Raw genomic sequence first — 21,635 nt, 5'->3', positions numbered from 1 at the left:
CCATCAGCCGCCCGGTTTGTCCATGGCCGAGCAAGTGATGCGCCCCATCCCCGCCCGCGCCGGAGGCATCGTGTTGTGTGGGACCGTTGTCTAATACAGGATCAGCGGGGCACTCGGAAGGAGCCCGACATCACCAGCGAACTCCCGCGTCTCGCGGCGGTGACCCGGCCGCACCGGGGGGCCGGCTCGGCCGGTTCCCCAGTTGTGCCGTACCCGCACGGCGGCCTGGCGCGGCACGCCAACCTGCCGCCGGGTGAGCGGCTGCGCGTGCTGCTGGTGGAGGACGACGAGGGCGACGCCTTCCTGGTCGGTGAGCTGCTGGCCGAGACGAACTCGATGATCGACCTGCTGGTCGCCACCAGCCTGCGGGAGGCGCGGCAGCGGATCACCGACGTGGACTGCGTCCTGCTCGACCTGGGTCTGCCCGACGCCCAGGGCCTGGACGGGCTGCGCCAGGTGTTGGAGATGTCCAGCGGTGCCGCGGTCTGCGTGCTGACCGGCCGCACCGACGAGCACCTGGGCGTCGTGGCGGTCGCCGAGGGCGCCCAGGACTACCTGGTCAAGGGTCAGGTCGACGGGGTGCTGCTGACCCGGGCGCTGCGCTACGCCGTGGAGCGTAAGCGCGCCGACGAGAACGCCCGCCGGCTGCGCGAGGTCGAGCTGCGCCAGGCCGAGTCGGCCCGACTCGAACGCGGTCTGCTGCCCCAACCGCTGATGAACACCGACCAGGTGGCGGTGCACACCTTCTACCGGCCGGGCCGGCACGCCGCCCTGATCGGCGGGGACTTCTTCGACGTGGTGCAGACCCACCCCGACCGCCTCGACCTGATCGTCGGCGACGTCTGTGGGCACGGGGTGGACGAGGCCGCGCTCGGGGTCGAGCTGCGGGTGGCCTGGCGGGCCCTGGTGCTCGCCCGGGTGCCGGACGACGAGGTGCTGCCCGCCCTGGAGCAGGTGCTGATGAGTGAGCGCCGCCTCCAGGAGATCTTCGCGACGGTGGCCACCATCCGACTGGACCTGGACGCCAACCGGGCCACCGTCCGACTGGCCGGGCACCCGCCACCGCTGCTGCTCTCCGGCGGCCGGGTCGCCCCGGTGCCCGCGCCCGGCGGCCTGCTGCTGGGCGTACGGCCCCGCCGGCCGATCGCCTACGACCTGGAGTTCGACACCGATGACTGGTCCCTGTTGATGTACACCGACGGCCTGATCGAGGGGCGGGTGGGCGCCGGCAACGAACGGCTCGACGTGCCGGGCCTCAGTGGCCTGCTGGACGAGCCGGCGAACCGTACGGTGTCGCTGCCCGAGCTGCCGGCGTGGCTGGTCGGGCGGGCCGAGCGGCTCAACGGTGGTCCGCTCGCCGACGACGTGGCCATGCTGCTGGTCAGCCGGGGCGGTGGCCGGTGAGGCCGGTCATCGGTGGCTGGAGTCTCCGCCGCCGGGTAATCACCCTGCTCACCGTCGTGGGCTTTCTGCTGATCGGGCTGGCCGGCGCGGAAGCGGCGATGGCCGCCCGCAACCGCACCCAGATCGACGCGGTGCTGAACGAGACCGGCCCGTTGCGGGTGCAGTCCCAGGAACTGCTCAACGCGCTGCTCGACCAGGAGACGGCGATCCGCGGGTACGCGGTCAGCGGCGACCAGGACGACCTGAACCCCTACCGGGAAGGGCTCGCCCAGGAGCAGAGCGTCACCGCCTCGATGCGGAAGCTTCTCGACGACTATCCGGAGATCAGCCAGGAGCTGCGCACCGTCGAGGAGCGTGTCACGCAGTGGCGTCGGTCGGTCGCGGAGCCGGTGATCACCACCACCGAGCAGAGCGGCACCAGCGCCGGCCAGGCGTTGGTCACCGAATCCGCCCGGCAACAGTTCGACGGGGTGCGTTCGGCGGTGAACGATCTCCAGGAGGAGGTCCTGTCCGCCCGGGAGCAGACCGCCGCCAACGTGCGTACCAGCAGCAACGTGCTGGTCGTCCTGCTGATCGTGGCCGCCCTGGTGGTGGTCATCGCCGGTACGGTGCTGCTGCTCTCGCTGGACCGGATGGTGGTCCGGCCGCTGACCGGCCTCGCCACCCAGGTTCGCGAGGTCGCCGAAGGCGACTACCAGCACCGCATCGCCACCGTCGGCCCGCCGGAGTTCATCCAACTCGGCGAGGACGTGGACGCGATGCGGCAGAAGATCGCCGCCGACCTGGCCGAGGTGCGGGCCGCCCGCGAGCGCATCGAGTGGGTGAACAGTCAGCTTCAGAAGCAGGCCGAGGAGTTGACCCGCTCCAACCGGGATCTGGAGCAGTTCGCGTACGTGGCCTCGCACGACCTGCAGGAGCCGCTGCGGAAGGTCGCCAGCTTCTGCCAGCTGCTCCAGCGCCGTTACGCCGGGCAGCTCGACGAGCGGGCCGACCAGTACATCGCCTTCGCGGTGGACGGCGCGCAACGGATGCAGCGCCTGATCAACGACCTGCTCGCGTTCTCCCGGATCGGGCGGCTCACCACCGGCTTCGTCGAGGTCGACCTCAACAAGGTGATGGGCGACGTGGCCGGCCAGACCGAGGCCGCCCGGCAGTACGCGGACGCCGAGTTGACCTGGAGCGGGCTGCCGACGATCTCCGGTGAGGAACCGCTGCTCACCAACCTGCTGGCCAACCTGGTCAGCAACTCGATCAAGTTTCGCCGCCCGGACGTGCCGTCGAAGGTGCACGTCTCGGCGCGCCTGGTGGGTGCCGAGTGGGAGATCACCTGCCAGGACAACGGCATCGGGATCGAGCCGGAGTTCGCCGACAAGATCTTTGTGATCTTCCAGCGGCTGCACTCCAAGGACGCGTACCCGGGCACCGGCATCGGGTTGGCGATCGTCAAGAAGATCGTCGAGTACCACGGTGGCCGCGTCTGGGTGGACACCGACGTGCCGGAGGGCACCGCGATCCGATTCACCCTGCCGGCACTTCCCGAGGACGTCGCGGCGGCTGCCGCCGTCGACTCCGCGGGGGAGCCGACCGATGGTGACGCGACGCCCCCGACCGAGGCTCCGGCAGCGCTGGCGGAGCCGGCCGACGGCCCGGACCAGCCGGACCGGGCCGACCGGACGCTGGAAAGCGGTAGAACGGGTGACATGAGGGAGACGGTGGGATGACCGCGCCGGCGGATGGCAAGAGCCCGATCGAGGTCCTGCTCGTCGAGGACGACCCGGGTGACGTGCTGATGACCCAGGAGGCGTTCGAGGAGCACAAGCTGCGTAACCGGTTGACCGTCGTCTCCGACGGGGCCGAGGCGCTCGCCTACCTGCGCCGGGAAGGTCAGTACGCCGACGCGACGGCGCCCGACCTGATCCTGCTCGACCTCAACCTCCCCCGGCGGGACGGCCGGGAGGTGCTGGAAGAGATCAAGAAGGACCAGGACCTGCGCCGGATCCCGGTGGTGGTGCTCACCACCTCGCAGGCCGACGAGGACATTCTGCGTAGCTACCAACTGCACGCCAACGCCTACGTGACCAAGCCGGTGGACTTCGAGCGCTTCATCTCGGTGGTCCGTCAGATCGACGAGTTCTTCGTCAGCGTGGTCAAGTTGCCGCCGCGTGGCTGACACCCTGCTGGACGACGTCGGCGGCCTGCTCTGGGAGGCCGCCGACCAGGTCGTGCTGCCGCTGTTCCGCAAGCTCGACGACGACGACGTGTCGGAGAAGGCGCCCGGTGAGGTGGTCACCGTCGCCGACCGCCGGGCCGAGGAGCTGCTCTCGGCGGGGCTGCGCCGGCTGCGGCCGGGCTCGACGGTGGTCGGCGAGGAAGGTGTCGCCGACGATCCGGGTCTGCTGCGGCACCTGCGCGACAGCGGGGACGTCTGGCTGGTCGACCCGGTCGACGGGACCGCCAACTTCGCCGCCGGTCGCCGGCCGTTCGCACTGATGGTGTCGCTGCTGACCGACGGGCGACCGGCCGCCGGCTGGATCCTCGACCCGCTGGCCGGCACTCTCGCGGCCGGCCGGGCGGACGAGGGCACCCTGCTCAACGGTCGACCGGTGGACGGCGTCGGCTCGGTGCCGCCGCTCGGCGAACTCCGCGGCGCGGCGATGACCCGTTTCCTGCCGCCGGAGACCCGCGACCGGGTCCGCGCCGGCGGGCGGCGGCTCGGTGAGCTGCTACCCGGCCAGCACTGCGCCGGTCGGGAGTACCTGGACATCCTCACCGGCGAGCAGCAGTTCGTCCTCTTCTGGCGCACCCTGCCCTGGGACCACGGCCCGGGCACGCTGCTGGTCCGTGCCGCCGGAGGCGTCGCCCGCCGATTCGACGGCGTCGACTACCACCCCGCCGACGACGGCCGCGGTCTGCTCGTCGCCGCCAACGAGCAGGTCTGGGCCGACGTGCACGAGGCGCTCCTGCGCCCCTGATCCGCGCGCTGCGCGACCGCGCCGGAACGCTGCGTCGACATCGAGACAGCCTGAGGGTCAGCAGGCTGGTCACCCGCCCACGATCCGGTATCGTGACCGGCGGTCTCCGCCAGCGGACCGCCGACCGGCGTCTCCGTGGAGCGTCACATCGGGGGCCGGCGGTCGACGGAAGGACGCTTTCGTGCCCAGGTTCAGGGTCAGCCCGCGGCTCGGTCGCCGCGCACTGTTCGCCGTGCTCGCCGCCGTCGCGCTGGTGCTCGGTGGTGCCGCGGTGCCCGCGTACGCGGAGCCGGACGAGGGTGGCAGCAAGAAGCTGCGGGACGCGCTGGAGCTGACCGCCAAGGGCCACATCGAGGCCAAGGCCAAACTGGACAACTCCAAGCGTCGCCAGACCGCGCTGGCCGGCGAGCTGACGGCCCTCGAGGGTCGGCTGGTCGGGCTCACCGCCCAGGTGGGTGAGGTGGCCGCGCAGTCGTACCGCTTCGGTCGCTTGAACGCGGCGTCGATGCTGCTCAACACCGCCACGCCGGAGGCGTTCCTGCAACGCGCCAGCGACCTCGACCTGATGGCCCAGCGGGACGGCAAGCGGCTGCGTGACCTCACCGAGGCCCGGCAGCAGGCGCAGCAGGCCAAGGTGGCCATGGACGCCGAGGTCCGCGAGCAGCAGAAGCAACTCGCCGTGATGGCGAAGAAGAAGAAGGAAGCCGAGGAGGCGCTCGCCGAGGTCAGCTCCGGCGGCAGCAACGGTTTCAGTGGTGGCAGCTCCACCTCGGCGAAGCCGGCACCGCGTAACTCCGACGGGTCCTGGCCGTCGGAATCCTGCTCGGTGAAGGACCCGACCACCTCCGGGTGCATCACTCCGCGCACCCTCAACGCGCTCAAGCAGACCCAGGCGGCCGGCTACAAGCGGCACGTCTCCTGCAAGCGCAGTGGCGGCGGCGGCGAGCATCCGAAGGGCCGGGCCTGCGACTTCTCGGCCGCCACGAACGGCTTCGAGGACAAGAACGCGACCGGCGGCGACAAGGCGTACGGGGACAGCCTGGCCGCCTGGCACGTGCGCAACGCCGACCGGCTGGGCGTGCTCTACGTGATCTGGTACCGGCAGATCTGGCACCCCGGCACCGGGTGGCGCTCATACAGTGGAAGCGGCTCTCCGGCGGCGACCCACACGAACCATGTTCATCTCTCGATGTACTGACCCGAAGCACCAGCTTCGCTGCGTACCATCGCGACGATGAGCTCCCCACCGTCCGACGTAGCGGCCCTCCCCGCACCACCGGCCCAGCCCGTGCCGACCACCGGCCGGGCGTTGCCCAACGGCCTGGCCGCCTTTCTGGTCTTCTTCTCCAGCGGTGCCGTGTTGGTGCTGGAGACCGTCGCGCTGCGCCTGGTCGGCCCGTACGTCGGGGTGACCCTTCAGGTGACCAGCTCCGTGATCGGCATCGCGTTGGCCGCGATCGCCTACGGGGCGTGGTCCGGCGGCTGGCTGGCCGACCGGCGCAACCCGCGGGGCCTGCTGGCGCCGGCGTTGGTGTTGGCCGGCATCGCCACCGCGGTCACCCTGCCCGTCGTCCGGTACGCCGGTGAGGTGCTGCGCGGTGGTGCGGCCAGCGGCATCCTGCTGCTGGTCGCGTTGGCGGTGTTCGTGCCGGCCGCACTGTTGGCGGCGGTCACCCCGCTGGTCGTGAAACTCCAGCTCGCCGACCTGCGCCGCACCGGCCAGGTGGTCGGCCGGCTCTCCGGGATCGGCACCCTGGGCGGCATCACCGCCACCCTGGGCACCGGGTTCGTGCTGGTCGCCGCGCTGCGCAGCACCGTCATCCTGCTCGCCCTGGCGATCTCGCTCGGGCTGGTCGGTCTCGGTCTCGGCTGGTATCTGCGCCGGCAGGAGCCCACCGAGCTGCCCGGTCCGGCCCGGGTCCGCGCCGCGCTGGCCGTGCTCGGTCTGGCCGGGGCGGGGCTGAGCACCGTGGCGCCCAACCCGTGCGACATCGAGACGGCGTACCACTGCGCCCGGGTCACCGCGGACCCCGCTCGGCCCAGCGGGCGGACGCTGCTGCTCAACTCCGCCCAGCACTCGTACGTGGACCTCGCCGACCCGAAGCACCTGGAGTACGCGTACACGAAGTGGATCGGCGCGGTCGGTGACGTCGCCGCGCCGGCCGGTCAGCGCCTGGACGCGCTGCACCTGGGCGGCGGCGGGTTCACGGTGCCGCGCTACCTGACCGCGACCCGACCGGGCACCGACAACCTGGTGTTCGAGATCGACGGCGGGCTGGTCGAGCTGGGTGAGCAGGAGCTGGGCGTACGGTCGGGGCCGGACCTGCGGGCGGTGGTGGGTGACGCCCGGATGCTGGTTGCCGGCGAGCCGACCGACAGCCGTGACCTGGTGGTCGGCGACGCGTTCGGGCACCTGGTGGTGCCCTGGCACCTGGCCACCCGGGAGATGGCCGCCGACGTCCGGCGGGTGACCCGCCCCGGCGGCGTCTACGTGCAGAACGTCATCGACTACCCGCCGCTGCGGTTCATCCGCGCCGAGTTGGCCACGGTGGCCGCCGAGTTCGGGCACGTCGCGGTGATCGCGCCCCCGGAGGCGCTCGCCGAGGAGCAGGGCTCCAACTTCCTCATCGTCGGCTCCGACGCGCCGTTGCCGCTGGAGGCCGTCCGGGCCCGGCTGGCCGAGGTGGACCCGAAGGTCAGCCTGCTGTCCGGTGCGGCGCTGACGGACTTCGTCGGTCCGGCGATGGTGTTGACCGACGACTACGCCCCGGTGGACCAACTGCTGGCCACCGCCTGATCGGGTGACAATCCTGACCGATTCCGATACTCCAGGTGTAGGCGGGCCGTTCCTGGGCAACATCGCTCACCATGGGCGGTGGGGACCGGAACGGCGCGCAGTTGCTCGATGAGCGGTACCGGCTGATCGAGCAACTCGGCGCGGGCGGCATGTCGGTGGTCTGGCGTGGCTACGACGAGGTGCTCGGTCGCCAGGTCGCGGTGAAGGTGTTGGCTTCCCGGCTGGCCAGCGACCGGGCCTTCCGCCACCGCATCCGGATCGAGGCGCAGGCCGCCGCGCGGCTCTGCCACCCCAACATCACCAACGTGTACGACTACGGCGAGTCCGAGCAGGTCGGCCTTACCGTGCCGTACGTGGTGATGGAGCTGGTCGACGGCGCTTCGCTGGCCAGCCGGCTGGGTCGGGAGAGCCAACTGCCGTGGCGGGAGGCGGTGACCATCGGCGCCGAGGTCAGCTCCGCGCTGGCCACCGCGCACGCTCGCGGAGTGGTGCACCGTGACGTCACCCCGGGCAACGTCATGCTCACCTCGACCGGTGTCAAGGTGGTCGACTTCGGCATCTCCGCGCTCGTCGGGGAGAGCGAGAAGGGCCCGGACGGCGCGCTGTTGGGCACTCCCGCGTACCTCGCCCCGGAGCGGCTGGACAACGGCCAGGTCTCCCCGGCCACCGACGTGTACGCCGTCGGGCTGCTGCTCTACCGGATGCTCTCCGGTCGACTGCCGTGGCAGGCCAGTACGACCACCCAGATGCTGCGCGCCCACATGTACAACGATCCGGAGCCGATGCCCACCGTCCCGGGGCTGCCCGACGGGGTGGCCGAACTGGTCGGACGCTGCCTGGCCAAGCGACCCGCGGACCGGCCGGTCACCGCCGAGCTGACCCGGACGCTCGCCGAGGCGGCCGGCATGCTCGCGGCGGTGCCGGTCTCCCCGGCCGCCGGGCCGCTGGACGCGGCGATGCTCGGCAGTGCGCGTACCACCATCCTGCCCTGGTCGGCGGCGACCGACGCGTTGCCGCTGTCGCGGACCCGCAACCGGCGGACGCAGCAGCGGGTGACCCGGCGTAGGCGGGTGGAGGCCGGCGTGGCCGCCGTCGGGCTGATCGCGGTCACCGGGGCGATGTGGGGGTTCACCTCGCGCAGCCCGGCCAGCGGAGGGGACAGGCCGACGACCGAGGCTCGGATGGGTCTGCCGACGGCGGCGCCCTGCGAGGTGGCGTACGCGTTGCGCACCGACTCCGGCACCGACTTCTCCGCCGAGCTGACCCTGACCAACACCGGTGGCCGTGAGCTGCGGGACTGGGCGATGAGCTTCACCTTCCCCGGGCAGCAGAAGGTGACGAAGGCGGAGCCCGCGCCGGTGCAGCAGCAGGGGAGCACGGTGCTGATCCGACCGGCGGCCCAGCGCACCACGCTGGCCCCCGGTGCGGTCGAGAAGGTGACCCTCACGGGCAAGTACAGCGGGGCGAACCAGTTGCCTGTCGAGTTCCGACTCGGCGAGGCGGCCTGCGGGGTTCGGGTTTCCGGCGTCGCCGGCAGCGTGCCGTCCACGGCCCCGCCGGCCAAGGCCGCCACGGTGAAGGCCCCGCCGAAGAAGACGACGGCACGCGGCGGCTCCGGCGCGGGTGGCGGCGCGTCGAAGGCCAAGCCGCCGAAGCCTGCGAAGGCCCCGCCGAAGCCCGCGAAGCCCGCGAAGGCCGCCGGTGGTGGTCCGGGAAAAGTGTGAAGGTGACCAAGGGGCCGCGTGGTCACCGGAAATGAGCAGGCCACGATAGGGGCGTGGCTGGTCAGCGCATCCCCGCGAACCGCTGCACCTGGTCGATCCCACCTTCCACGATGAGCACCCCGCCTTGGGGGAGCGTGGTGTCGTCGGAGGTGTACCGGAAGCGTTCGCCGGGCAGCTTGGCGCCGACCACGCGTACCCCGAAGCGCTCCTCCGGTCTCAGGTCGAGCAGGGTGCGCCCGACCAGGGACTCCGGCACCCGGACGGTGGCGATGGCGAAATCGTCGTCGAACTCGATGAAGTCGAGCAAGCGGCTGACGATCAGGTGCGCGACCCGGTCCCCGGTCTCCGCCTCCGGGAAGATCACGTGGTGCGCGCCCACCGACGCCAGGATCTTCGCGTGCTTCTGCGAGGTGGCCCGCGCCCAGATCTCGGGTACGCCCAGCTCGACCAGCGCCAACACGGTGAGCACACTCGCCTCCACCGAAGCCCCGATGGCCACCACCGCCCGCCCGAAGGTGGTGATGCCCAGCTGCCGCAGCGCCCCCTCCTCGGTCGCGTCGGCCTGAACCACCCGGTCGAGCTGCGCCGACCACCGCTGCACCTTCTCCGGGCTACGGTCGATCGCCAACACCTCGCGGTCCATCCGGGTCAGCGACCCGGCCAGGTGGCAACCGAATCGACCCAGCCCGATCACCACGATGCCGCGGCTGTCCGCCCGTCTAGCCGACACCTCGGCCCTCCCTGCTTCCAATGGCGTGTCGCCGTTGTGCGAGCTGGCCGACACCTCCGGACCACGCCCTAGCCGACAATGGGTTGCTCCTGGGGGTAGCGGTAGAGCCGGCGTCGGGTGTTCAGGGCGATCGCCGACCCGAGGGTGAGCGTCCCGACGCGGCCGATGAACATCAGCACGGTCAGCGCCAGTTGGCCGCCGGCCGGCAGTTCGGCGGCCAGACCGATGGTCAGACCGGTGGTGCTGAACGCCGAGGTGATCTCGAACAGGGCCGCGACGAAGCGGACGCCCTCGGTGAGCAGCAGCAACAGCATGGTTCCGGCCATCACCAACGCGACGCTGAGCAGCGCCACGGTGATCGCCTGCCGCTGGCTCGCGGTGGCCACCCGCCGGTGCCCGATCGTCACGTCGGGCTCACCGCGCAGCTCCGCCCAGATGGTGAACGCCAGCAGGAAGAACGTGGAGACCTTGATGCCACCGGCCGTGCTGGCGCTGCCGCCGCCGATGAACATCAGCACGATCAGCAGGGGATAGCTCTCCTCCTGGAGAGCGGTGATGTCCAGGACGCTGAAGCCGCCGGTCCGGCTCAGCGCGATCTGGGTGAACGACGCGAGGATCTTCCCGGGTACGTCGTACTGGCCGATCGTGCTCGCGTTGGTCCACTCTGCGGCGAGCAGGCCACCGAAGCCGAGCAGCAGCAGCACCGCGCTGCCCCAGATGGTCAGCTTCGTCGCCACCGCCCAGCGGATCGGCTGCCGCCATTCGCGGACCGCCTCGAAGAGGGCGGGAAAGCCCAGACCGCCGATGATCGCGCCGATCGCCAGGGGCAGCGACACCCACGGGTCGCGGCTGAAGGCCAGCAGGCCATCGGTGTAGAGCGCGAAGCCACCGTTGTTGAACGCCTGCACGGCGTGGAAGACACCCGACCAGAGGGCTTCGGAGAACGAGTAGTCGTAGGTCAGCCAGAGTCGACCGGTGACCAGCGCTGTCATCACCGCCTCGCAGGCGAAGACGGTCAGCGCGATCCGGCGGAGCAACCGGCCCACGTCACCGAGGCCGAACTCCGCCGTCTCGGCCTGCACCAGCAACCGGTTGCGCAGTCCGAGCTGACTGGAGACCACCAGGATGACCAACGCGGCGACGGTGAGGATGCCGAGGCCGCCGAGCTGGGTGAGCAGAGTGATCACCAGCAGGCCCCAGCCGGACCAGTAGTTCGGCGTGTCGGTGATGGCCATGCCGGTGACCGACACGGCCGAGGTGGCGGTGAAGAGCGCTGTGACCACGGGTGGGCGTACGTGTTCGGCGGTCGCCCAGCGCGCCATGAGCAACCCGGTACCGAGCAGGATCGGCACCAGGAACGCGAACGGCACCAGCCGCACGGGATTGCGGAAGAACCGGTGCACCAGACAATCTTCCTGTCCTCCCGCTTCCCTGGAGTGGGAACGGGCATTCCGGAGATTCATCTGCCGGCCAGCCATCGACCAACTCCTGGCAAATCACGGGCGGTCTGCTTACCCGGACCATCGATGACAGGAGACGGCGTTGCGACGTACCCTCTCGACCCTCGGCGTGGCCAGCGCTCTGCTCGCCGCCGCCGTGGCGCTGCCGACAGTGGCCGCGGCCGAACCAACGGCCGACGCGGACCGCTCCCGGGCCAACGACCGACCAATAGTGATCGGTCACCGTGGTGCCAGCGGCTACCGGCCGGAGCACACGCTGGAGGCATACCGGTTGGCGATCCGGATGGGCGCCGACTACATCGAGCCGGACCTGGTCTCCACCTCCGACGGCGTGCTGGTCGCCCGGCACGAGAACGAGATCTCCGGCACCACCGACGTGTCGACCCGCACGGAGTTCGCGGCCCGTAAGGCGACGAAGACCATCGACGGTGTCGCGGTGACCGGGTGGTTCACCGAGGACTTCACCCTCGCCGAGCTGAAGATGCTGCGGGCCAAGGAGCGGCTGCCGCAGGTACGCGTGGCGAACACCACCTTCGACGGCCGCTTCGAGGTGCCCACCCTCCAGGAAGTCATCGACCTGGCCCGGACCGAGGGGCGGGCACGGGGCCGCACCATCGGAATCTACCCGGAGACCAAGCACCCGAGCTACTTCGCATCGATCGAACTGCCCTTGGAGGAGCCGCTGCTGCGGGTGCTGCGGCAGAACAAGTTGGACCGGAAGAACTCGCCGGTCTTCATCCAGTCGTTCGAGACGGCCAACCTGCGACGCCTGAGCCGGCTCACCGACGTGAAGCTGGTCCAACTGCTCGACGCGACCGGTCGCCCGTACGACTTCACCGCCGCCGGCGACGCCCGCACCTACCAGGATCTGGTCACGCCGGCCGGGCTGAGGTGGATCGCCGGGTACGCCGACGGCATCGGCGCGAACAAGAACCTGATCGTTCCCCGGAACGCTGCCGGCGCCCTGCTCGCCCCCACCAACGTCGTACGCGACGCGCACCGGGAGCGCCTGCTCGTGCACTCCTGGACGTTCCGGGCCGAGAACCAGTTCCTCCCGGCGGACTTCCGGATCGGCGCCGACCCGAACGCACGCGGCGACATCACCGCCGAGTACGAGCTCTTCCTCGGCCTGGGTCTCGACGGGGTCTTCAGCGACCACCCGGACACCGCAGTCGCGGCCCTCGCCGGCCGCTGATCCACTCCGCGCCTCCCCGGGAGTTCCCCACCGAGCTGACCTCGGCCCGGAGCTGATCCGCTCCGGGTCGACCACCGGGCCGACACGCCCGGCCCACACGCTGGCCCGTCGTCCGCCACCCGGGCGACGGGCCAGCTCCGTGCCCGCCCGCCTGAAGGTGCCGCCTGCGGGGTGCGGGCATCACCTCCCGACGCTATGGAGCTGATGCCGCAAACGAATCGCACCCGCCCCCGTCCGCCCCAGTCCGCCCGCGCTGGCCCTGAACAAGGGGCTCCCTGGTCGAGCACCGCAGGTGGAGCGGGAAGATCGCGCCGATCTTGCGGTTTCGGTTGTCGACATGGGCGGAATGCAGCTTATGTCGGGACAGGAAGTGCAAGATCGCGGAGCAGGGACAGCGCGGCGCGGGCGATCATGGAGTGTGGTGCCGGGCTTGGTAGTTCGGGGGCGTTTTGTTGCCCACCACAAGTGCATGATCGGCGAGGTGGCAACTGCGGCGATCTTCGCCCGCTCGGCCTGCGGGGGCGCGCTCGGGCGGCGTTACCGGTCGGGCTGAGCGCTGGTTCCTCGTCGACGTCGATCGGGCGGAGACGACGGTGTCCGAGGAGGACGCTCAGCGCGTACGTCATCGGGTCTCTTGTGACAGCCTGCTCGACGATCGGCGGCGCCGCTCGCGTGCGGCTGCCCACCACGGGCCCTGCGGCTGACCGAACCGGGCGAATGGCGCGGGACGACACACGGCTCGGGTGGTCCGTGGCGGTTCGGGCCATCGAGGGCAGGGGCTCCCGACTGCTAGTGGGGCCCGTTGTAACCTCCGGCCACCTCATTCCTGTTACTTGTGTGTTTCCGCCACATAGCTCGTGGGTGACGTCACTTCTAGCGTGAGCCGTCACGAAGAAGTTCTCTCCCTCTGAGTCCTCATGTGGAGTCGCAATGACGGTCCGGACGACGCGGCGGGCGTTCCTCTCCGCCGCCACGATGATGGCCGCGGCGTTGGCCGCCACGGCCTGTGGCAGCCCGCAGGACACCGCCACCGGCGGCGGCGACAGTGCCGCGCCGGTCAAGGTCGGCCTGGTGTACTCCCAGTCGGGAGCCCTGGCCAGTTACGGCAAGCAGTACATCGAGGGGTTCAAGGCGGGGCTGGACTTCGCCACCCAGGGCACCGGCAAGGTCGGTGACCGGAAGATCGAGCTGACCGAGGTCGACGACGCGGGCGATCCGGCCAAGGCGGTCTCCGCGGCGAAGGACCTGATCGGCAAGGGCACGAAGATCATCGCTGGCTCCACCGCCTCCGGTGTGGCGCTCCAGGTGGCGCCGATCGCGGCGCAGAACAAGGTGCTGTTCATCTCCGGCCCGGCCGCCACGGACGCGGTGACCGGCGCGAACAAGTACACCTTCCGCTCCGGTCGGCAGTCGTACCAGGACGTGGTGACCGCCAAGTCCTTCATCGGCGACCCCACCGGCAAGAAGGTGGTGGTCTTCGCCCAGGACGGCGCGTTCGGTGACGCCAACGAGGCCGCCGTCAAGGCCGTCATCGGCAGCGCGGGCGCGACGGTGAGCAGCGTCCGGGCCCCGGCCAGTGCCACCGAGTTCACCCCGTTCGCCAGCCAGATCAAGGCCGCCAAGCCGGACCTGCTCTTCGTGGCGTGGGCGGGCACGACCGCCCCGGCCATGTGGCAGACCCTCGACCAGCAGGGCGTCCTCTCGTCCACCACTGTCGTCACCGGCCTGGACATCCGCGCCTCGTGGCCGACCTTCGGTGCGGCCGGCGCGAAGATCTCCTTCCTGTCGCACTACTTCGACGGTGCCAGCGACACCGAGGCCAGCAAGGCGTTGAAGGCCAAGGTCAACACCATCGACCTGTTCCACCCGGACGGCTTCGCCGCCGCGCAGATGGTGGTTCGGGCCGCGCAGGAGGGTGGGGACGACGTCGACAAGATGGTCACCGCCCTGGAGGGGTGGAGCTTCGACGGGGTCAAGGGCAAGATGACCATCCGGGCCGCCGACCACGCGCTGCTCCAGCCGATGTTCCAGGCCAAGCTGGCCGGCAGCGGCACCGCGTTCACGGCGACCGCGCAGAAGAGCCTCACCGGTGACGAGACCGCGCCGCCGGCCGTGGCCATGAAGGGCTGACCATGCTCGCCACCCGCGGTCTGACCTGGCGGATCGGTGAGGTCGCCATCGTCGACAGCGTCTACCTCGACCTGGCGCCCGGGGAGTTCCTGGGCGTCATCGGGCCGAACGGCGCCGGTAAGACCTCACTGTTCAACCTGATCACCGGCCTGCGCCGGGCCACCGAGGGCCGGGTCGTTCTCGATGGGCAGGACATCGGGGCGCTTCCGCCGCACCGGCGGGCCCGCCTCGGCCTGGGCCGTACCTTCCAGGCGTCCTCGATCTTCGGCTCGCTGAGCGTGCGGGAGAACGTCCGGCTCGCCGTGCAGGCGCACCGCGGGGGCTCGATGGCACTGTGGCGGCGGGCGGCGGCCGACCGGGAGGTCGCCGTCGCCGCCGACGCGGCGCTCGACCGGGTCGGCCTCGCCCACCGGGGTACGGCCCTCGCCCGCACCCTGGCCCACGGCGAAAAGCGGAAGCTGGAGATCGCCCTGCTGCTCGCCGGTGAACCGCGGGTGATGCTGCTGGACGAGCCGATGGCCGGGGTCAGCGCCGAGGACGTGCCGGAGCTGGTCGCCGTCATCAAGTCGTTGACCGGCGACAGTGGCCGGGCGGTGCTGATGGTCGAACACCACATGGACGTCATCCTGGAACTGGCCGACCGCATCGCCGTCATGCACCACGGTGCACTGCTGGCCTGCGACACCCCGGAGACGGTGATGGCCAACCCCACGGTGCAAGAGGCATACCTGGGGGAGTCGCTGTGATAAGTGAACCGATCCTCAGTGTGGAGGACCTGTCGGTCCGGATCTCCGGGCTGCACATCCTCCAGGGGGTGTCCTTCACCGTCGCCCCGACCGGTGTGACGGTGCTGCTCGGTCGCAACGGCGTCGGCAAGACCACCACGCTGCGCGCGATCGTCGGCCTCACCCCGCCCGCCGGGGAGGTCCGCGGCACCATCCGGATGGGCGCGCAGAGTCTGCTGACCCGGCCGACGCACCGGCTGGTCCGCGGTGGGCTCGGCTACGTGCCCGAGGACCGCTGCGTGTTCGCCGGGCTCACCGTCGCGGAGAACCTGCGGCTCGCCGAGCGGCGCGGCACCACCCCGGCGTACGACAAGGTCTTCGCGCTCTTTCCCGAGCTGGACCGGCGCGGACGGCAACGGGCCGGTTCGCTCTCCGGCGGGCAGCAGCAGATGCTCGCCATCGGTCGGGTGCTGCTGAACGACAACCGGCTGCTGCTCGTCGACGAGCCGACCAAGGGGTTGGCGCCGAAGGTGGTGACCGAGGTGGCCGAGGTGTTGGAACGGGTCGCGGAGTCGGTGCCGGTGCTGCTGGTCGAGCAGAACCTCGCCGTCGTACGCCGACTGGCCCGCGACGCGGTCGTGCTGGCCGCCGGCAAGGTGGCCTGGACCGGCGACGCCCACGAGTTGCTGTTGGAGACCGCGTTGACGAAGTCGCTGCTCGGTGTCGGCTCGGCGGAGGTGTCCGCGCCGAGCGCGAGGAGTGAGCTTGCGAGCCCCGCAGTCGCGAGGGAGGACCAGCACTGATGGGCACCGTGATCCTGTTGGCGTTGACCGGGCTCGGCCTGGCGGCGCTGTACTTCCTGGTCGCCTCCGGCCTGTCCCTGGTCTTCGGTCTGGCCGACGTGCTCAACTTCGCGCACGGGCTGTTCCTCGGCGTGGGCGCGTACGGCACCTGGTGGGCGGCGGGCAACCTGCCGGGCGCCGGCCCGGACGGGTTCGGCTTCGTGGTCGCTGTCGCCTTCGGGGTGGCCGCCGGCACACTGGTCGCGATCCTGGTCGAGCTGGTGCTGATCCGCCCGCTGTACTCCCGCACCATCGAGCAGGTGCTGGTCACCGTCGGGTTGTCGCTGGCCGGGGTGGCGTTGCTCCAGGCCACCTGGGGTGCGGATGCCCGGCCGTTCCCGCGCCCGGACTGGACCCGGCAGGTGACCGGGATCCTCGGCGCGCAGGTGCCCAACGGTGGTCTGCTGCTGATCATCGCGGCGGTGCTGGTGCTCGGCGCGATCCTGGCGTTCCTGCGGTGGACCCGGTACGGCCTGGTGATCCGGGCCGGGGTGGAGAACCGGGAGATGGTGACCGCGCTGGGCATCGACGTCCGCAAGGCGTTCACGCTGGTGTTCGCGATCGGTGGGGCGGCTGCGGCGCTCGCCGGTGCGCTCGGCGGGGTCTACTTCGGCACCGTCTCGCCCGGGCAGGGCGGCTCGCTGCTGATCTTCGCGTTCATCGTGGTGGTGATCGGCGGAATGGGCTCGGTCGTCGGCTCCGCGTACGCGGCGGTCGTGGTCGGGCTGGTGCAGCAGTTCGTCAACTACTACGGCACATCCGGGCTGGGCGACATCTGCGTGGTCGGGCTGCTGGCCGTGGTGCTGCTGCTGCGCCCGCAGGGCATCGCCGGAAAGGTGGCAACGGCATGACGGTGATCGACGCTCCTCCCGCGCAGGTGCCCGACGAGTTGACCCCGCAGCGGGGGCGGTGGCACCGGGTCCGCCCGTTCCTGCCGCTGGTGGCGCTTGTCGTGCTGGCGATCCTGCCGTACTCGACGATCTCCCTGCCGGGGATCTTCGAGGGGCCGGTCAACTCACCCGGCACCCTGCAGATTCTCGCCATCTGCCTGATCTTCGGTGGGCTGGCGGCCGGGTACGACCTGCTCTTCGGCCGGACCGGGATGCTCTCCTTCGGGCACGCGCTGTACTTCGCCGCCGGTGTCTACGGCACCGACATCCTGGTCACCCGGGCCGGTCTGCCGCTGTGGCAGGCGGCGCTGCTGACCGTCACCGGCGGCACCATCCTCGCCGCTCTGCTCGGCGCGGTGGCGCTGCGTACCGTGGGCATCGCGTTCGCCATGGTCACGTTGGCCTTCGCCCAGGTGGGCGCGATCCTGGTGGCCCGGGACTTCGGCGGGCTCACCGGTGGTGAGGAGGGCCTGCCGCTGGACGTGTCCGGGCTGCCCGCCGGCCTGGTCGGGGTGACGAACACGGTCAACCTGTACTGGTTGGCGCTGGCGTACCTGACGCTGGTGGTCTTCGTGGTGCACCGGGTGAGCGGCTCACCGACCGGTCGGGTGCTCGCCGGGCTGCGCGACGACGAGCGGCGGATCGGCGTGCTCGGGCTGGACCCGTACCGCTACAAGCTGGTGGCGTTCACCCTGGCCGGCGGGTTGGCGTCGGCGGGCGGGGTGGTCTACGTCCTGATCGTCGGCGGCGCGTCGCCGCACATCACGTCCTCCGAGCTGACCCTGTCGCTGCTGGTCATGGTGGTGCTCGGCGGGCCGGGCACCCGCTGGGGTCCGGTGCTCGGTGGTGTCCTCTACATGTACCTGGACCACCGGCTCACCGCCTTCGGCACGAGCGACGCGGTAGACAACCTGCCGGCCGTGCTCAGCCGCCCACTGAGCCAGCCCCTGTTCGTCCTGGGCACCGTATTCATCCTGGCCGTCTACTTCTTCCCCGGCGGCCTAACGAGCCTCGCCCCCCGCCTCTCCCACCTGACCAAAGCCCTCCGCCCCCGCCGTTAAGCGTTGATCAAGGGGTTTGCGTCAGAATCCGACCGGATGGTGACGCAAACCTCTTGATCAACAGGGGTGTGACGGGCGGCGCTGGTAGAAATGCCGGGTGGAGACAGCAGAGCGGGCAGCGGTACGTGAACGGGCCGAGGCGGTGCTGCGCCGGCTGGCCGGTGACCACGCCCGGCTGCGCGAGGATCAGTGGCGCGCGATCGAGGCGCTGGTCGTCGACCGGCGGCGCGTGCTCTGCGTCCAGCGCACCGGTTGGGGCAAGTCGGCTGTCTACTTCGTGGCCACCGCCCTGCTGCGGGAACGGGGGGAGCACGGCCCGACGGTCATCGTCTCGCCGCTGCTGGCGTTGATGCGCAACCAGGTCGAGGCCGCCGCGCGCGCCGGCATCCGGGCCCGCACGATCAACTCGGCGAACCTCGACGAGTGGGACGAGATCACCGCCGAGATCCAGACCGGCGCGGTGGACGTGCTGCTGATCAGCCCGGAACGGCTCAACAACCCGGATTTCCGCGACGGCGTGCTGCCGAAGTTGGCCGCCACCACCGGCCTGCTGGTCGTCGACGAGGCGCACTGCGTCTCCGACTGGGGGCACGACTTCCGACCGGACTACCGGCGGCTGCGGACGTTCCTCGCCGAGCTGCCCGAGCGCACCCCCGTGCTGGCGACCACCGCCACCGCCAACGCCCGGGTCACCCAGGACGTCGCCGAGCAGCTGGGCGACGCCCTCATCCTGCGCGGCACCCTGGACCGCGAGTCGCTGCGCCTCGGGGTGCTCGACCTGCCCAGCCCGGCGCACCGGCTGGCCTGGCTCGCCGACCACCTGGACCAGCTGCCCGGCTCGGGCATCGTCTACACGCTGACCGTGGCGGCAGCGGGGGAGACCGCCGAGTTCCTGCGCTCCCGGGGCTACCCGGTCGCCTCGTACAGCGGGCAGTCCGACGACGCCGACCGGCGCGCCGCCGAACAGGACCTGCTCGACAACAAGATCAAGGCGTTGGTCGCCACCAGCGCCCTCGGCATGGGCTTCGACAAACCCGACCTGGGCTTCGTCGTCCACCTCGGCGCGCCGCCCTCGCCGATCGCGTACTACCAGCAGGTCGGCCGCGCGGGTCGCGCCGTCGAGCATGCCGAGGTGCTGCTGCTGCCCGGCGTCGAGGACGCCGCGATCTGGCGGTACTTCGCCTCGCTGGCGTTCCCACCGGAGCAGCAGGTCCGGGCCGTGCTGGCCGCCCTGCACACCGACCGCCCGCTCTCCACCCAGGCCCTCGAACCCCTCGTCGACCTGCGCCGGGCCCGGTTGGAGCTGATGCTCAAGGTGCTCGACGTGGACGGCGCGGTCCGCCGGGTGCGCGGTGGTTGGCTCGCCACCGGCGAGCCGTGGGTCTACGACGAGGCCCGGTTGCGCCGCGTCGCCGAGGCGCGCACCGTCGAGCAACAGGCCATGCGGGAGTACGCGACGACGTCCGACTGCCGGATGCGGTACCTACGGGAACGCCTGGACGACACCGAGGCGGTCGACTGCGGCCGATGCGACAGGTGCGCCGACCCACTCTTCGCCGCGGACGTGTCGACGGCAGCGCTCGCCGCCGCGCAGACCTTCCTGGGTCGACCCGGCGTGGAGATCGCCCCGAAGAAGCTCTGGCCGACCGGGCTCGACGCGGTGGGCGTACCCCTCAAGGGCCGCATCGCCCCCGCGGAGCAGGCGCTGCCGGGCCGGGCCGTCGGGCGCCTCTCCGACCTGGGTTGGGGTGGCCGGCTGCGTGCCCTCGTCGGCCCGGACGCGCCGGATGCTCCGGTGCCCGACGACGTGGCCGGCGCGGTCGTGGAGGTGCTGAAGGCGTGGGCGCACGGCGACGACCCGTGGCCCCGCCGGCCGGTGGCGGTGGTCGCGGTCGGTTCCCGGCGGCGGCCCCGGCTGCTCGGCTCGCTGGCCGAGCGGATCGCCACAGTGGGCCGGCTGCCGCTGCTCGGTGAGGTCACCGCGGCCGGTCCCGACGGCCCCGCCGGGCCGCGCGGCAACAGCGCCCAACGGGTACGCGCGCTGCACGACGCCTTCACCGTGCCGGCCGACCTGTCCGACGCCCTGGCCGGGCTGGACGGCCCGGTGCTGCTCGTCGACGACCTGATCGACTCGGGCTGGACGATGACGCTGGTGGCCCGGGCCCTGCGTCGCGCCGGCGCGACCGACGTGCTCCCGCTCGCCCTCGCCGTAGCCGGCTGACCCGCAGCCCGCACGTCGGTCGCGAGGCCAGTCCTCGGCGATGGTCCGGTCTGCGCCGTGGTCCGTGCCCGCCGGGCGCTGCGGCGTGATCCGCGCCGTGGTCGGTGCCTGTTCGGGGCGTTGCCGGGCGCTGTGGTGTGGTCGGTGCCGTGCTCGGGGCGTTGCCGGGCGATGTGGCGCGGTCCGCGCCGTGGTCGGTGCCGTGGTCGGGGTGTTGCCGGGCGCTGCGGCGCGATCCGCGCCGCTCGGGGTGGGAAAGTTCCCGGGCGGTGTCGAGTGCGACGGTCGCCACGCTGTCCGGGCGTCGGCCTGACCCGGCGGGGCGCGGCGGTACCGTGGTCGGCATGACCGACCGGCAGCCCTTCACCCGTGCGCGCACCGTCGCGGGCAGGACCGCTGGCGGCGAGGCCAGCCAGGCGCTGGGCGTCGGTCGTGGCTGACCAGGGCTCCGCCGAGCCGGACCGGAGCACCCTCCGGCTGGCGTTGGTGGTCGGCGGGCTGGTGCTGGCGGTGCTGCTCGGCTTCGGCCTCGGCCGGCTGAACGCCAACGGTGCCGCCACCGGCAGCCCGTCGTTGGCCGCCGAGCACACCGACCCACCGGGCGTCGCGCCGCACAACCACGGCAGTGCCACCGCCGCCGATCAGGGCGCGGCCGTCGAGCCGGGCGGTCTCGCGGTCAGCTCGGCCGGGTTCACCCTGGCGCCCCTGGCCACCGAGTTCGCGGCGGGTCGCCCCGGTCAGCTCCGCTTCCAGGTGCGCGACGCGCAGCGCCGGCCGATCACCCGGTTCGCCATCGTGCACGACAAGCCGATGCACCTGATCGTCGTCCGGCGGGACCTGACCGGTTACCAGCACCTGCACCCGAGCATGGCGGCGGACGGCACGTGGTCGGTGCCGTTGACCCTCGCGCAGCCCGGCCTCTGGCGCGCGTACGCCGATTTCACGGTGGTCGCGGACAGCGGCGCGCAGACCGCCGTGACCCTCGGCGCGGACCTGGTGGCCCCCGGCGACTACCGACCCCGTCCCCTGCCGGGGCCGGCCACCTCGACGACCGTGGACGGCTTCACCGTCGGCTACCAGGGCACCGCGCAGGCCGGGGCGACAGTGCCGCTGACCTTCCGGGTGGACGGCGCTGATGGCGCAGCGAAGTTGGAGCGGTACCTCGGGGCGTACGGGCACCTGGTGGCGTTGCGCGAGGGCGACCTCGGCTATCTGCACGTGCACCCGGAGACCGAGTTGGTGGACGGTCAGATCAAGTTCTGGTTGACCACCCCGGGCCCGGGTCGCTACCGCCTCTACCTCGACTTCCAGGTGGACGCGGAAGTCCGAACGGCCGAGTTCACCCTGACCGTCCCCTAGCCCTGCCCCCCGGGGCCCACCCCCCCGGCCCACTCCCAGGAGAGCTCGTCGTACGGGTGGACCCCCTCGGTCGTCCACACCCGCTCGATCTTCAGCCCCGCGCCTGCCTTGTTTCGTGAACGGCT

At 71.5% G+C, this 21,635-nt stretch carries 17 protein-coding genes; 15 read left to right on the top strand and 2 right to left on the bottom strand.

From position 1 onward, the window contains the following. Nucleotides 1–204: 204 nt before the first annotated feature. The 7 genes from AB0877_RS20410 to AB0877_RS20380 all read left to right on the top strand — a co-directional run bounded on the left by AB0877_RS20410 (nt 205) and on the right by AB0877_RS20380 (nt 8,897). Nucleotides 205–1,404 (top strand): fused response regulator/phosphatase, encoded by a 1,200-nt coding sequence (locus AB0877_RS20410; RefSeq protein ID WP_366610653.1) that lies wholly within the window; start codon nt 205–207, stop codon nt 1,402–1,404. After that, entirely contained in the window at nt 1,401–3,125 is a 1,725-nt protein-coding gene (locus tag AB0877_RS20405) for an ATP-binding protein (protein WP_366610651.1), read from the top strand. The genes AB0877_RS20410 and AB0877_RS20405 overlap by 4 nt, the downstream gene beginning before the upstream one ends. Beyond that, on the top strand, nt 3,122–3,574 hold the full coding sequence (locus AB0877_RS20400) for a response regulator (protein WP_366610649.1): 453 nt from the start codon (nt 3,122–3,124) through the stop codon (nt 3,572–3,574). The genes AB0877_RS20405 and AB0877_RS20400 overlap by 4 nt, the downstream gene beginning before the upstream one ends. Further along, the gene (locus AB0877_RS20395) at nt 3,567–4,376 is read left to right on the top strand and encodes an inositol monophosphatase (RefSeq protein WP_366610647.1); all 810 of its coding nucleotides are present in this window, start codon (nt 3,567–3,569) and stop codon (nt 4,374–4,376) included. Before AB0877_RS20400 ends, AB0877_RS20395 begins: the two co-directional genes overlap by 8 nt. Before the next feature lie 181 nt (nt 4,377–4,557). Beyond that, nucleotides 4,558–5,574, top strand: a complete 1,017-nt coding sequence (locus AB0877_RS20390) for a hypothetical protein (RefSeq protein WP_366610646.1) — start codon at nt 4,558–4,560, stop codon at nt 5,572–5,574. Nucleotides 5,575–5,610: 36 nt separating this feature from the next. After that, nucleotides 5,611–7,173, top strand: a complete 1,563-nt coding sequence (locus tag AB0877_RS20385) for a fused MFS/spermidine synthase (RefSeq protein WP_366610644.1) — start codon at nt 5,611–5,613, stop codon at nt 7,171–7,173. A 71-nt stretch (nt 7,174–7,244) separates the two neighbouring features. Further along, complete coding sequence (locus AB0877_RS20380) at nt 7,245–8,897, top strand: serine/threonine-protein kinase (protein WP_366610643.1); 1,653 nt, start codon at nt 7,245–7,247, stop codon at nt 8,895–8,897. A gap of 61 nt (nt 8,898–8,958) precedes the next feature. Here AB0877_RS20380 and AB0877_RS20375 read toward each other — a convergent pair whose 3' ends face one another. Then, complete coding sequence (locus AB0877_RS20375; RefSeq protein ID WP_366610641.1) at nt 8,959–9,627, bottom strand: TrkA family potassium uptake protein; 669 nt, start codon at nt 9,625–9,627, stop codon at nt 8,959–8,961. Nucleotides 9,628–9,695: 68 nt separating this feature from the next. Next, nucleotides 9,696–11,030: a potassium transporter TrkG gene (locus AB0877_RS20370; protein WP_366610639.1), complete on the bottom strand. Its 1,335-nt coding sequence runs from the start codon at nt 11,028–11,030 to the stop codon at nt 9,696–9,698. A gap of 139 nt (nt 11,031–11,169) precedes the next feature. Between AB0877_RS20370 and AB0877_RS20365 the strand changes: the two genes are divergently transcribed. The 8 genes from AB0877_RS20365 to AB0877_RS20330 all read left to right on the top strand — a co-directional run bounded on the left by AB0877_RS20365 (nt 11,170) and on the right by AB0877_RS20330 (nt 21,510). Further along, nucleotides 11,170–12,282, top strand: coding sequence for a glycerophosphodiester phosphodiesterase (locus AB0877_RS20365; protein WP_366610638.1), 1,113 nt, complete (start codon nt 11,170–11,172; stop codon nt 12,280–12,282). A gap of 930 nt (nt 12,283–13,212) precedes the next feature. Beyond that, nucleotides 13,213–14,412 (top strand): substrate-binding domain-containing protein, encoded by a 1,200-nt coding sequence (locus AB0877_RS20360; protein ID WP_366610637.1) that lies wholly within the window; start codon nt 13,213–13,215, stop codon nt 14,410–14,412. Nucleotides 14,413–14,414: 2 nt separating this feature from the next. Then, a complete protein-coding gene (locus AB0877_RS20355; RefSeq protein ID WP_366610635.1) occupies nt 14,415–15,158 on the top strand; it encodes an ABC transporter ATP-binding protein in 744 nt (247 codons plus the stop codon). Then, nucleotides 15,158–15,940, top strand: a complete 783-nt coding sequence (locus AB0877_RS20350) for an ABC transporter ATP-binding protein (protein ID WP_366610969.1) — start codon at nt 15,158–15,160, stop codon at nt 15,938–15,940. Before AB0877_RS20355 ends, AB0877_RS20350 begins: the two co-directional genes overlap by 1 nt. After that, entirely contained in the window at nt 15,940–16,830 is an 891-nt protein-coding gene (locus AB0877_RS20345) for a branched-chain amino acid ABC transporter permease (RefSeq protein WP_366610633.1), read from the top strand. The genes AB0877_RS20350 and AB0877_RS20345 overlap by 1 nt, the downstream gene beginning before the upstream one ends. Next, on the top strand, nt 16,827–17,930 hold the full coding sequence (locus AB0877_RS20340; protein ID WP_366610632.1) for a branched-chain amino acid ABC transporter permease: 1,104 nt from the start codon (nt 16,827–16,829) through the stop codon (nt 17,928–17,930). The genes AB0877_RS20345 and AB0877_RS20340 overlap by 4 nt, the downstream gene beginning before the upstream one ends. A 97-nt stretch (nt 17,931–18,027) precedes the next feature. Then, nucleotides 18,028–20,151, top strand: coding sequence for a DEAD/DEAH box helicase (locus tag AB0877_RS20335; protein WP_366610630.1), 2,124 nt, complete (start codon nt 18,028–18,030; stop codon nt 20,149–20,151). A 432-nt stretch (nt 20,152–20,583) separates the two neighbouring features. Next, on the top strand, nt 20,584–21,510 hold the full coding sequence (locus tag AB0877_RS20330; RefSeq protein WP_366610628.1) for a hypothetical protein: 927 nt from the start codon (nt 20,584–20,586) through the stop codon (nt 21,508–21,510). The last annotated feature ends 125 nt before the right edge of the window (nt 21,511–21,635 follow it).

It is taken from the genome of Micromonospora sp. NPDC047644, assembly GCF_040704315.1.
GTDB lineage: Bacteria > Actinomycetota > Actinomycetes > Mycobacteriales > Micromonosporaceae > Micromonospora.
The sequence above is the reverse complement of the archived record's forward strand: the minus strand, read 5'-3'. Positions and strand labels throughout refer to the sequence as shown.